The sequence below is a fragment of the Bacillus cereus group sp. MYBK216-1 genome (assembly GCF_051916495.1).
Classification (GTDB): domain Bacteria; phylum Bacillota; class Bacilli; order Bacillales; family Bacillaceae_G; genus Bacillus_A; species Bacillus_A thuringiensis_K.
Map to the genome: position 1 here is coordinate 699,777 of NZ_JBQAGT010000002.1, position 12,329 is coordinate 712,105.

Genomic DNA, 12,329 nt, shown 5'->3' on the forward strand with positions numbered 1-12,329 from the left:
ACTTCTTACAATTGTTCAAGTGACTCTAATTCGTCCTCTACAAATAACATTAGTTCTTTAATCGTTTCTCCAGAAAAATCAAAACGAATTCCAGCGGCTTCATATATTTCCGGTAAAGATTTAGAGCTACCTAATGATAAAGCTTTTTTATAATTTTCTATTGCTTGTTTAGGATTTTCTTTATATTGTTTATACATTTGCAACGCACCAAGCTGTGCAATAGCATATTCGATGTAATAGAATGGTATTTCGAATATGTGTAATACAGGTAACCAGCCAGTTGCGATCCAATTTTCATACCCTTCGATATTTACGACGTTTGATTGGTAAGTGTTATGTAATTCTAAATATTTTTCGTTTCTTTCCTTAGCAGTATGATTAGGATTTTCATACATCCAATGCTGGAATTGATCAACGATAAGCATTGGGGGTAAATATTTAACAATATCTTTAAAGAAATCTAATTTTGCTTTTATAAATTCTTCACTATTATCATAAAATGTACCCCAATATTCCATCGAAAATAATTCCATCGTCATGCTAGCGAGTTCAGCTGATTCAGAAGGGATTTCTAAATATTTTTGTAGCTCTAACTGCTTCATACATTCATTATGAATACTATGACCCATTTCATGGAGAAAAATAGTAACATCATCATGTGTATGATTGAGATTCATGAAAATGAAAGATAATCGAGAAGCAGGCAAATATTCGCAAAATCCTCCTGGCGCTTTTCCTTTACGACTTTCTAAATCTAAGCAATTATTTTCATGCATACGATTCAGTAGTATAGAAAATTCAGGGTCTAGTTTATGTAAAATATAAGAACTCTTTTCGATTAATTCACTCGCGTCTTCAATTGGTTTTAATGCTTTTTGATTTGGTGCGGTTGCTTTTAAATCCCATGGACGAAGACTATCTACTTGAAGTTCAGATTTTTTCTCATTAAATATTTTATCGATAAGTGGTACTACGTATTTACGAATAGATTCAGCAAGCTCATAGCAATCATCAGGCGTATAATCAAAACGTTCATGTTTTTTAAACATATAATCACGATAATTATCTAATTGAATATTTTTAGCCTTTTGATGACGGATTGCGATTAATTCATTTAATATATGTTGTAATGTATCTTCAACAGATAAGAATGTTGCAGAAATGAGCGTTTTTGCTTTTTTTCGTATATGACGATCTGGATCTTGTAAGTAAGACTGTAGTTCAGTAACTGTTTTTTCTTCACCGTCCCATTGTGCAGTTAAACCACCTGTAATTTCGAAGTACTCGGTTACTAGTTTATCTTCAGTTATCTCTAAATCAATGTTCTTTTCACAAAATAATGTTTGCGCATTCTTAATTCTTTTGTCTAGTAAGCTATACTTTTTTACATCAAGTTCCATTCGAAAAGGTGACTCTAAATATTTATTATCAAATGAATTTTGATAACGTTTCAAAAGAGGGCGTACATATTGTTGATCATATTCAAAAGTATCTTTTATTTTTTTATTATTTGTATTACATTGAAACGCGATATAGTGCGATGTTAATTGTTCTTCAATTTCCCAAATGACTGTAGATTGTTTTTTTAACCAGTTTTCAAGCTCTAGCTTTGAAGAAATCTCTTTATTTAATAAAGTAAAAAGAGTCTTTTCTAATTCTAGAACGTTACTAATATCAATTGTATTTAAGCGCTGCATGACATATCCCTCACTTTTTATTTACTTAAGGAAGTATTCTTCTTCTTTACTACAATCCCTTTTTTTACTAAGAAGTTTGTGCCCACTACTCCAAGAACAATCAAAATTGTTCCGATGATGTGATAGTATGCGATTTGTTCATGTAAGAATACAACACCCGCGATAATTGTAATAAGTGTAGATAAATTGCTAAAAACACTTATTTTAGCTGCTTCAATATAAGATAAGGAATAGTTTAATAGCAATGCCGTCAGCAAGGACGATAGTAACCCTAAATATAAAATTGAGATAAGAAATGTTCCATTCGTAAAAGGTTTAAAGTATACCGTTATTGTACCTTTACTTATATGGCTGGCGATTGCGATTAAATTAAAGCTAATAAAACCGATTACTGTCATAGTGTAAGTTAAATCCATTAGTTTGAATTTCTTCGTCATTTTTCGAGCTAACACATTATAGAAAGCAGATGATAATGCCGATAGCAAAATAAGAATAACACCTATGAAACTAGTTTCATGAGTTCCTATACCATTCATGATAAATATATAAATGACACCAATGACAGAAATGAGTACAGAGATTTTTTGCCATGTATTTGTATACTCTTTTAAAAAATAGGAAGCTAACATCATTGTAAATATAGGAATCGCCGCTTGTATAATTCCCGCCTCAGAGGAACTTGTATACAATAAGCCAAAAGCTTGAAAAGCAAAAAAAAGTGCTGGATAAAAAAACGCAATTGGTAAAAGAGAAAGTATGTTTTTTAATGATATATTTAACTTTACGAATCCAAAAATAATCGGAATATTTGCTGCTATGAAAGCAACTGTAAAACGATGAGCCAGAGTATCAAGAGGGCTTGTAATGGTTAGTGTTAGTTTCACGAATAAAAAGGAAAATCCAATAATAAATGAATAGAGTAAAGCTGATAAATATGCCTTTGTTGTAAGTTTCATAATTTCACCTCATAGTAACTGATTTTTTACTGGCCAGTATACGTACATATTAATCTTTCTGATCTAGTGCTACAATGTGAATAAATACAAACTGTACCGGTACAAAATAAACGTAAGAGGTGTCATAATGTATAAGTATTTACATGTTTTAAATGATTTAGAAAACATGATTCAATATGGAGAGATAAAAGAAGGAAAGAAATTACCGTCTATACGGTCACTCGTTATGCAATATAAGTGTAATAAGGCAACAGTTATACGTGCACTTCACGAATTAGAAAAGCGTCATATTATTTATTCCGTGCCTCAGAGTGGATACTACGTTGTTAAAAAATCAGGGAGTACCATAGAAAGTAACGAGATAATTGACTTTGCCTCTTCAGCACCAGATCCAGATGTTTTTCCATATTTAGATTTTCAACATTGTATTAATAAAGCCATTGATACATATAAAAATGACTTGTTCGTATATGGGACGCCAAAAGGTTTACCGTCTTTAATTCCGGTCATTCAAAAACAATTAGCAAATTATCAAGTCTTCACTAAAGAAGAAAATATTTTTATAACGTCAGGTGTACAGCAGGCGCTAGCAATATTAACTTCTATACCATTTCCAAATGAAAATGAAACGATATTAATTGAACAACCAACATATCATCTATATATTGAATATCTAGAAATAAACCAAATTCCTGTAATTGGTATTAAACGTACGAATGAAGGGATTGACTTAAATGAGTTGGAACGTATTTTTCGAACAGGTAAAATAAAATTCTTTTATACAATACCAAGATATCATCATCCGCTTGGAACTTCTTATTCTAAAGATGAGAAAGAAAAAATCGTATTATTGGCTAAGAAATATAATGTATTTATAGTGGAAGATGATTACTTAGCAGATTTAGAAACGGATTCGAAAGCTGATCCGTTATATAGCTTGAATCATAATAATCATGTCATATATTTGAAAAGTTATTCGAAGATTATTTTTCCAGGTTTACGAGTTGGTGTAGCAGTTATTCCACCGATTATTGCGAATGCTTTTTATACATATAAAAAAATTTTAGATATTGATAGCCCAATGATATCTCAAGCTGCTTTAGAAATTTATATAAAGAGTGGCATGTTTGAACGTCATAAAAATAAAATTAAATCTTCCTATCACGATAGATCTAAAAAATTAGCAGAAACACTAGAAAGAACTCATAGTGAAAACCCACTTTTATTCACATATAAAAAGCATAATACAATTGGAATTCATACTTGTTTAAAATTACATAAAACGAGTATTTCAGAAATGTTTTTCCAAAGACTAAGTGAAAAACAAATAAGTATTGATACAATTGATAAAAATTATGTGAGAGGTTTTCCGCAAGAAAGACTATTAAAGTTAAACGTATCGAATGTAAAGGAAGATAGGATTGAAGAAGGAATTCGTAAAATAATAGAGGAAATCAAACAATTGGAACATATAACCTTCCAATTTAAAAAAGAAAAAAATGAATAAGTAGCTTTGTTGTGAGACGCAAAATAATTCTTTTGTTTGTGTGTATCGCTATAATAATTGAATTTATTTTTGTAACTGAATATTATAATAAGGATGATAATTATAATCCTTCAAAGATACATGGCACGATTTATTAGAAGATAATTCCTAAAGCCAATGCCTTAATTAAGGTTATGGCGGGTGTAAACCAATTAGAACGTGATCTGATCCGTACGTGGAAACATAAAGGGATTGAGCTGAATAAGAAAGAAGGAAAATTTAAAGGTCGGTTAAAGAAATACCATAAAAATCATGCAGGGATGAATTATGCAGTAAAGCTTTATGAAGAGGTAGATATGAATGTAAATGAAATTTGTGAAATTACAAATGTGTCTAGGGCCTCATTATTTAGAAAGCTATCGGAAAGGAACAGTTGATGAGTTATACTAAAAATCAGAAATATATAATAAGGGATAAATTCCATAGAGAGGTGGAATTACATGCCTAAAATTGATAATATGTTAGCGATTCTATGGATGCTTCGCTCAGATAAAAAAATTACTGCAAAACAAATTTCAGAAAAGTTAGAGATGAATATAAGGACTGTGTATCGTTATATTGATACAATTTCAACAAGTGGTGTACCTATAATTTCAGAACCAGGACATAACGGTGGATACACGTTATTAAATAATTTTATTGAGGCTCCTCTTTTTTTTGATTTTGAAGAGCAAACTTCACTATTTCACGCTGCTGTTTTTGCAGAAGAAGCCGGATATTATGGAGGTGAAGCATTAAATAGGGCCATTTCAAAACTAAGTAAATACTCAAATCAAGAGCAGGAAGCAAAGATAAACCGACATTTAAGTAGTCTAGAAGTAATAAGTCGATTTAGTTCATCCTCTATGGAACATTTTTTGAAGGAGTTGGAGCAGGCCGTAACTGATGGGTATTCAGTAAAAATTCTTTATTATAAAAGTGGGAAAAAGCAATTAAATTATAGATTGGTCGATCCGTACAGAATTATCTATTGGAATAATAAGTGGTATGTGATTGGATTTTGTCATCTTAGGAATGATATCCGTAGTTTTAGGGTAGATCGAATTGAAAATTTAATGCTAACCGAAAATAAGTTTAACCGGCCAGAAAATTTTTCAGCACGTGACTTTTTTATAAAAAATCTTCTTCCAACTATAGAAGATAAGGAAGGGATTATTTCTTTGGTTATTAGTGGGGATAAAAGTGTATTGGCTGATATTTGCCAACATTGGTTTTTAGGACATTATTTACAAGTGCGAACTTCAAATCAAGCAGTTTTTCTTCTTGAAAAAGATATGATACATACATATGTACCTTATTTACTTTTACCGTACAATAAATCTATTAAAGTTATTGAGCCAATAAGTCTTAAGAAAAGACTTATTGAAGTTCTGTCGGAATTAATAAAATTTCATGAAGTATGATAACTTCCCTGACGTTAACTGTCAGGGAAGTTATATTATAATATCCATATCAATTGTGATTGGAGTGATATGGGATACAAACAAAAAAAGTTTTTCTATATGTATTTAATACAATGTCGGACTGGGAATATGGATATTTAATTACCGAACTAAATTCAGGAAGATATTTTAAAAAAGATTTAGTACCTTTAAAAGTAATTACAGTAGGAGCTAATAAAGAAATGATTACTACTATGGGGGGACTGAGCATAAAACCAGATATTTCCCTTGATGAATGTACTCTTGAGAGTAAAGATCTTTTAATTTTACCAGGAGGGACTACTTGGAGTGAAGAAATTCATCAATCTATTTTAGAAAGAATTGGCCAAGCTTTAAAGATTGGCACTATTGTTGCTGCAATTTGTGGTGCAACTGATGCCCTAGCGAATATGGGATACTTGGATACTAGAAAGCATACAAGTAATAACTTAGAATATACTAAAATGGTATGTCCTAACTATAAAGGAGAAAAGTTTTATGAGTTGGTATCTGCGGTATCTGATGCAAATTTAGTTACTGCATCAGGGATAGCTCCTCTGGAATTTGCAATGGAGGTACTGAAAAAATTAGATGTATTTGCACCAGATACATTACATTCATGGTATAACCTAAATAAAACTCACAAACCTGAATACTTCTTCCAGTTAATGAATTCAATAAATTGCTGAACTAAAAAATCAACTAAGCAGATTTATATTTGTTTAAAAAATAACCATGCTCTAGACAATGTCAAAGCATGGTTATTGAATATAACTTAAAAATGGGTATAAAGTAATGAAAATTCCTTAACGTTGTATATTCGTATCTTCCTGACGTTACCTCTATAAAAGGAAATATGATAACAATCATATACCGAAAGTGATAGAACTGAGTTATAAAAAGTAGAAGAAAAGTGTTATGTTAATACTTTTTAGAGCACCCAATTGTTGAGTGCTCTTTTTGTTTAGGACATAATTGTTTCAAATGGAAATAAACTACCAATAGATGATATCTTTAAAGTATAGCATTTATTTTGAATGGGAGTTATTGGTTTACTCGCTTGTTATTTCTTAAAATACTATGTAGGTGTTGAGCATGTGGATGTTGTTGAGCCAAATAAAAATAGAAGAGAATTTGCAAAGAAGTTTGGTGCGAAAAACCTCTTTGATTCAGAAAAACAAATAATAGAAACATATAATTACGGTTTGGAATGTTCTGCTACAAATAGAGGGTTTCACACATTACAAAAGGCTATTAATAGTAATAGAGCGATATGTATTCTTTCTGATGGTAATATAGAAGACTTAACATTAACCGCCGAATTTTATCGAAAAGAATTGAAAATCATTGGTTCAAGTGATGGATATGGTTACCAAAAACATGCAGATTGGTTTTTTAGTCAAATAGAACAGACGCCATGGATAGAAGAGATTTTTCAATATGAAATTCATTATACTGCACTTGAAAAATGTTTTGAGGAATTAAGTCAAGGAATAATTACTCCTTTAAAAGTATTTGTCTCATATGAATAAAATGACAACGTACTTGTCACGTAGCTTACATATATTTTGTCATTAATATGATAATAAAACGAGGAGTAGCATGTACGTGTTAATTTTTAATAGGCACAACGGGTTGTTGCTCTTTCATTATGTACAAATCGTATATTATCTTTCTCAATGTACATATTAAGTAAAGTATTTAATATCACGTACATAAAAGGCGGGGTAATATGGATGGAAATAAGAAAAATGAAGAATTGAGTAAATTTAAGAAACAATGGTTTAATGAAGATAATCAACCAGTAGCTGGTATAGAGCTAGCTTTACCGCCTGATATAGGCAGCATGTTAGACTTGAAATCAGTTGATGATAAAAGTGGAGAAAGTAATAATGAATAAGTTTAATCTATAAGCATCCATTTGGGTGCTTTTGTTTTTTTGACAATAGAAAATAGATCATCAAATTCTTATTGAAAAAAGGTGGATCTAAATAGATCCATTTTCTATATATGTAAGTTTTAATTTTCACCAAAAAGTTTAAAGTGCATCTAGAATGCTAATAACATTTACCATTAAAGGATTGGGCTATTATGCATATTATTGTTGAAAGCATTACTTTAATTCTCACTGGGATTCTTGCATTAAAAATGACAGGTAGTAAATCTGTTAGCCAAATGACAAGAGTTGAAATCATTATAGTAGTATCAATTGCGCGTATTATTGTAGAGCCTGTATTAAGTAGGAAAGTAGTCCCATCTATATTCGCGGCCATCATATTTGCAAGCATACTACTTATCATTCATTTCTTTGAATTGAAATCAAGGGAGGTGGAACAATTTCTAAATGGAAGTAGCATTGGCTTTTTTTATTTTCTACAAGCGTAAGGATTAATAAAATAGGGTGGATTTTAAACCAGTCATTATAATAGATATAGACTTATAATTATGCTATATTCAATGGACCTAAAGTGAATGTGGTAAAAAATTAATTTGGCATAGGTAGCCGCAGTGTAAAAGTTGATAAGTTTTTAATGTGATACTAAAAATGAGATGAAAACAAGGAGATAGAAACATAATGGAATTTTGGGAATCAAGTTTTATTGAGAAACAAACAATGTGGGGATTTGAACCTACAGAATCTGCAATTTTGACAAAAGATTTTTTTCTAGAAAAGAACATTAAGGACATATTAGTTCCCGGTATTGGATATGGTAGAAACGCAAAGGTATTTATCGAAAATAGTATAAATGTAACAGGTATTGAAATTTCGAAAACAGCGATCGATTTAGCAAGAGAAAACGGACTAGAAGATGTTAGTATGTATCACGGTTCAGTAAACGAAATGCCTTTTGATAATAAACTGTATGATGGGATATTTAGTCATGCACTTCTTCATTTGTTGAATGGACAGGAAAGAGAAAAATTTATTGAAGATTGTTATAATCAGTTAAAACCAGGTGGATATATGGTTTTTACAACTGTTTCTAAAAAAGCTCCCATGTACGGAAAAGGAAAACAGTTGGATAAAGATTATTATGAGATAATGGAAGGTGTAAAAATGTTCTTCTATGATTCTGAATCTATAAAAAAAGATTTTAATCAATATGGATTAGTACAAGTTTCGGAAATTGATGAACCAAATAAGAACATAGTAAATAAACCTTCAATCAATTTCTTAATGATAAAATGTAAGAAAGAACGATAACTAAAAGTTATTAAGAATGATTAAAGATGTTTATATATTGACTATGCACAAATAAAAAGGACAAGCATATAATATAAATACCTTTTAACTTTAAGTAACCTTAACTTTCGTTAATAGGGTATCTCAAAATCCCCAAAAGAGCACTTGCGGAAACAAGTGCTCTTTTATTTTTTTGTTTCATAAATATTTATACTTGCAAATTTCGTGCAATAAAAATAAATCTGAGAGAAATAACCATATCTTTATTATACGATTATTTCTGAACTACAAACGTTATAGCATTTGTTTTTAATTGAATGTGTCTTTCATTACGAACTATATTATAAGCTAATTCTTTTATTTCAACTTTTACTTCTTTCCATCCTTTATAAATGCTTTTTAATAGACGTATCATTTCTTCGGTTGGGAGATTAATTTCAATTAAAGCTTTTACTTCTTCATTCGTTTTTAAAACAATTTCTTGTATGTTAGAGTTAATAATTAAACAATTAATACCGCCGTTTTTTGTCCCTTGTTTCATAGAATGGAGCACTTTTTTAAAAGCTTCTTTTGATTTAACATGCTCTAAACTTGATACTGCAACGATATAATCATAAGCGTTAGAGTCAATATGATAGTTTTCAATTTCTGCTTGTTCTGTTTTTATAACCTCGAATACATCATGTTCTTTACTATAAATTTTTAGCTTTGTTAAAGCGGAATCAAGTAAATCAACACATGTAACAGTGCCATTATAATTTTTTATTATTTGTGCAATTGGAATGCTATTTCTACCGACGCCAGATCCAAGGTCAAGTACTTGTAATTTGTTTTGCCCTTCAAAGTAGTTCATTAAGTCCATAACTGTTTTAACCGGTTTATAAAGCCAAGAGCCAGCTTCAAACAATTTATATTGTTCATAGCAAAGATCGTGATATTTCTTTTCTTCTTGTCTTATGTAATCGATACGGTTCATATTGTTTCAGTTCCAATATTTTTATTACAAAATGAATAGGTGGGGCAGCCTTTAACATTTGTTTGAATTCGAAAAATACCACCAGCATGTGGATACTCTTTTAATTCGTCATCAGTCATTCTTGTTCTTGCTGTGGTGATATATAAATCTGTTAAATTAGGTCCTCCAAATGTACATGATGTTACATATAACGCAGGAATTGGAATGCTTAATATTTGTTCTCCAGTAGATGGATTCCATCTAGTTATTTTTGAACCTCCCCAATGTGCAATCCATAAACAACCTTCTTCGTCAATTGTCATACCATCAGGTAGACCATCATTTTCAGAGAAAATGATTACATCACTTGGATTATGAATTTCTCCAGTACGTATATTATATTGATAGCGAACCACTTTTTTAGTAGGTGTATCTATAAAGTAAAAGTATGTATGATCAGGTGACCAAGCAATTCCATTTGATGTATTTACATGTGAAACTTTTTTCTCTACACTTAAATTATGATGTAAACAATACAAGGAACCTACAGCATTCATACCGTATGTATCTGTAGAACCTGCCCAGAAACGACCAGCTGGATCACATTTTCCATCATTGAAACGATTTTCTATTAAATGTGGTTCAGGGTCAAAAATATGTGTCAGTTTTTCGGTATTTACATTAATAGAATAAAAGCCTTTTTCCATAGCTAAGAGTAGTACATCCTCTAAATATGGAAAAACACAGCCAATTTTTTGATTGAGTGCAATTACTCGGTTCGTATTAGCGGTAGGATTGTATATGCATAATTTTCTCTCCATAATATCAACCCAATATAAAAGTTGCTTTTTTTCATTCCAACATGGTCCTTCAGCTAAACTTGCTTTAGCATCTAAAACTAATTCTATATCACTGAACAAGATGTTCACCTCGCGTTATAAGATATTAATATAATTCGATAAGAATAGAGGTAAACCTTTTAGTCAGAGGATATTAAGATTTATACTGTAGAAAAATGACCTTCTCACAAGTGATTAAAAAAGTGTATAAACAAGGAGAGGAAAATGCATATGATGTTTTACGAAATTGTTTGCTTTTCTTGTAAAAATATATTTCGTGTTTACGAAGGTAGTGAAAAATATAAGCGATTTAAAGAAAAACCAAAAGGGGTATATTGTTGTGATGAGTGTAGTCACAAAATTCAATTAGAAGCGATAAAGAATTTTTTTAGGTAATTAAACTAAAATTCCGGAAATCATAACTTAATTTTTATTTTAGAAGATTTTTTAAGAATAATGTCTAAATATAGAATGTAAATAAAGATGAAGTATACACAAAACAATTCGTTTAATCGATAAGTATATATTATGAAAATTGAGTTATAAAAAAAACGGCAAGCTAGAATTCGCTTGCCGTTTTTTTATAGTTTTGTATGTATTTGTATACCTTTTGCTTTTTCTTTTTCGTTCTTTACGCGTACAATTAAATTATAAGATCCAGATTTTGGTGCTTCAAAAGAAAGTAAACCTTCTTTTTGAGAAGTGACTTCTTCTTCGTAAATGACCTTATCGTCTTTAGTGATTTGTAATAAAATTGTACCCTCTTCAACGGTTGCATCAAAAGGGAATTGTACATTTCCTTGTTCAGTTTTGATCGTTTGTACATCGTAATACCCTTTCAGGGAGCCAATGTTTAAAGTTGTTTCGCCGTTTTTTTGAACCTTGGTGACTTTTACTGCTGTATTACCACATGCGCTTAATAATACAACAAGAGTTAGAATGAGAAATAAACGTAGTAATTTCATAGTGATCCCCTTTTTATCATTATAAAATTTTTCCAATGCGTAAATTAGTTTATCATTTTTTTATAAACAAATATATATATTAAAACTAAAAGTTGTTATTTAGTGATAATCTCTTATATACCATTTGGTTTCTATTAGTCTAAGAAACTTCAGTACATGTTGAATATTCAATTAATAAAATGTTATAGGAGTTAAATATTTTATCTTACTATTAGATTACTTGAATAAAAAGAAAACACCGAAAGTATATATAAAAGCAGGTACTTTCAGTGTTTTCTTTTTTACTATCGTGAATACATTTTCGGACATTCATCACCACTTGGTTCATAAAAACAATGGCTTTTAAACTGTCCTACAAATGGCTGGTTATACCATTCAGGTGAACAAGCTCCAACTGGACGGAAATACCAAAGTGCCCATCGTGCGGGCCAGCGCCATTCACCTTGCAAAACTTTTCGTGCGATTTCTTTTTCTGATTCACGAGCGCGTTGGTAAAAATACCCGTATTGTACTGCTTCGAATCCGCCGGGGCTTTGATATACAGCGTCGCGTACGGTACGGAGTTGTTTGAAATCTAAGCAATCACAAAATACACGGTTTACTACAACGCATCCAACTAACTCCTCACCTTGGCGACCTTCGCCTTCAGCTTCAGCACGAATTAAACGAGCTAGTAAATCAACATCACTTTCGTTGTATGGAATAAGGGGCATAGCAATACCACCTTTCTGTTATAGTAAAGATTGTATGTTATAAAACAATCTGC

At 30.8% G+C, this 12,329-nt stretch carries 12 protein-coding genes and 3 pseudogenes; 9 read left to right on the forward strand and 6 right to left on the reverse strand.

Annotated elements, in window-relative coordinates; all coding sequences use genetic code 11:
* Positions 1–5 precede the first annotated feature (5 nt).
* Together ACTFRH_RS09060 and ACTFRH_RS09065 are read right to left on the reverse strand one after the other, a co-directional pair.
* Positions 6–1,697 (reverse strand): M3 family oligoendopeptidase, encoded by a 1,692-nt coding sequence (locus tag ACTFRH_RS09060; RefSeq protein WP_001189358.1) that lies wholly within the window; start codon positions 1,695–1,697, stop codon positions 6–8.
* Positions 1,698–1,714: 17 nt separating this feature from the next.
* Positions 1,715–2,653, reverse strand: coding sequence for a DMT family transporter (locus ACTFRH_RS09065; RefSeq protein ID WP_000779453.1), 939 nt, complete (start codon positions 2,651–2,653; stop codon positions 1,715–1,717).
* Positions 2,654–2,780: 127 nt separating this feature from the next.
* On the opposite strand from ACTFRH_RS09065, the gene ACTFRH_RS09070 reads away from it, so the two are divergent.
* The 8 genes and pseudogenes from ACTFRH_RS09070 (at position 2,781) to ACTFRH_RS09105 (ending at position 8,825) form a co-directional block, all read left to right on the forward strand.
* Positions 2,781–4,160: an aminotransferase-like domain-containing protein gene (locus tag ACTFRH_RS09070; protein ID WP_000280140.1), complete on the forward strand. Its 1,380-nt coding sequence runs from the start codon at positions 2,781–2,783 to the stop codon at positions 4,158–4,160.
* A 106-nt stretch (positions 4,161–4,266) separates the two neighbouring features.
* Positions 4,267–4,576, forward strand: a pseudogene (locus ACTFRH_RS09075) (helix-turn-helix domain-containing protein); the annotation flags it as partial.
* Between the two features lie 63 nt (positions 4,577–4,639).
* On the forward strand, positions 4,640–5,602 hold the full coding sequence (locus ACTFRH_RS09080; protein ID WP_001124114.1) for a helix-turn-helix transcriptional regulator: 963 nt from the start codon (positions 4,640–4,642) through the stop codon (positions 5,600–5,602).
* Between the two features lie 74 nt (positions 5,603–5,676).
* A complete protein-coding gene (locus tag ACTFRH_RS09085) occupies positions 5,677–6,309 on the forward strand; it encodes a type 1 glutamine amidotransferase family protein (protein ID WP_033672617.1) in 633 nt (210 codons plus the stop codon).
* Positions 6,310–6,657: 348 nt separating this feature from the next.
* A pseudogene (locus tag ACTFRH_RS09090) lies at positions 6,658–7,152 on the forward strand (alcohol dehydrogenase); the annotation flags it as partial.
* 200 nt (positions 7,153–7,352) lie between these two features.
* Entirely contained in the window at positions 7,353–7,520 is a 168-nt protein-coding gene (locus ACTFRH_RS09095) for a hypothetical protein (protein ID WP_000348946.1), read from the forward strand.
* Between the two features lie 191 nt (positions 7,521–7,711).
* Positions 7,712–7,978 (forward strand): annotated as a pseudogene (locus ACTFRH_RS09100) (DUF421 domain-containing protein); the annotation flags it as partial.
* A 217-nt stretch (positions 7,979–8,195) separates the two neighbouring features.
* Positions 8,196–8,825 carry a class I SAM-dependent methyltransferase gene (locus ACTFRH_RS09105; RefSeq protein ID WP_000397589.1) on the forward strand — a complete coding sequence of 210 codons (630 nt, stop codon included), beginning with the start codon at positions 8,196–8,198 and terminating at the stop codon, positions 8,823–8,825.
* A gap of 253 nt (positions 8,826–9,078) precedes the next feature.
* Here the strand turns inward: ACTFRH_RS09105 and ACTFRH_RS09110 are convergent, their stop codons facing one another.
* Together ACTFRH_RS09110 and ACTFRH_RS09115 are read right to left on the reverse strand one after the other, a co-directional pair.
* Positions 9,079–9,780, reverse strand: coding sequence for a class I SAM-dependent methyltransferase (locus ACTFRH_RS09110; protein WP_001079456.1), 702 nt, complete (start codon positions 9,778–9,780; stop codon positions 9,079–9,081).
* Entirely contained in the window at positions 9,777–10,679 is a 903-nt protein-coding gene (locus ACTFRH_RS09115) for an SMP-30/gluconolactonase/LRE family protein (RefSeq protein WP_000490518.1), read from the reverse strand. Before ACTFRH_RS09115 ends, ACTFRH_RS09110 begins: the two co-directional genes overlap by 4 nt.
* 144 nt (positions 10,680–10,823) lie before the next feature.
* Here ACTFRH_RS09115 and ACTFRH_RS09120 point away from each other — a divergent pair, with 144 nt between their 5' ends.
* The gene (locus ACTFRH_RS09120; RefSeq protein ID WP_000551046.1) at positions 10,824–10,994 is read left to right on the forward strand and encodes a DUF2197 domain-containing protein; all 171 of its coding nucleotides are present in this window, start codon (positions 10,824–10,826) and stop codon (positions 10,992–10,994) included.
* Between the two features lie 185 nt (positions 10,995–11,179).
* Here the strand turns inward: ACTFRH_RS09120 and ACTFRH_RS09125 are convergent, their stop codons facing one another.
* Positions 11,180–11,563: a BA_1872 family lipoprotein gene (locus ACTFRH_RS09125; protein WP_000771814.1), complete on the reverse strand. Its 384-nt coding sequence runs from the start codon at positions 11,561–11,563 to the stop codon at positions 11,180–11,182.
* Positions 11,564–11,847: 284 nt separating this feature from the next.
* Positions 11,848–12,276: a cell wall hydrolase gene (locus tag ACTFRH_RS09130; protein WP_001128399.1), complete on the reverse strand. Its 429-nt coding sequence runs from the start codon at positions 12,274–12,276 to the stop codon at positions 11,848–11,850.
* Positions 12,277–12,329 lie beyond the last annotated feature (53 nt).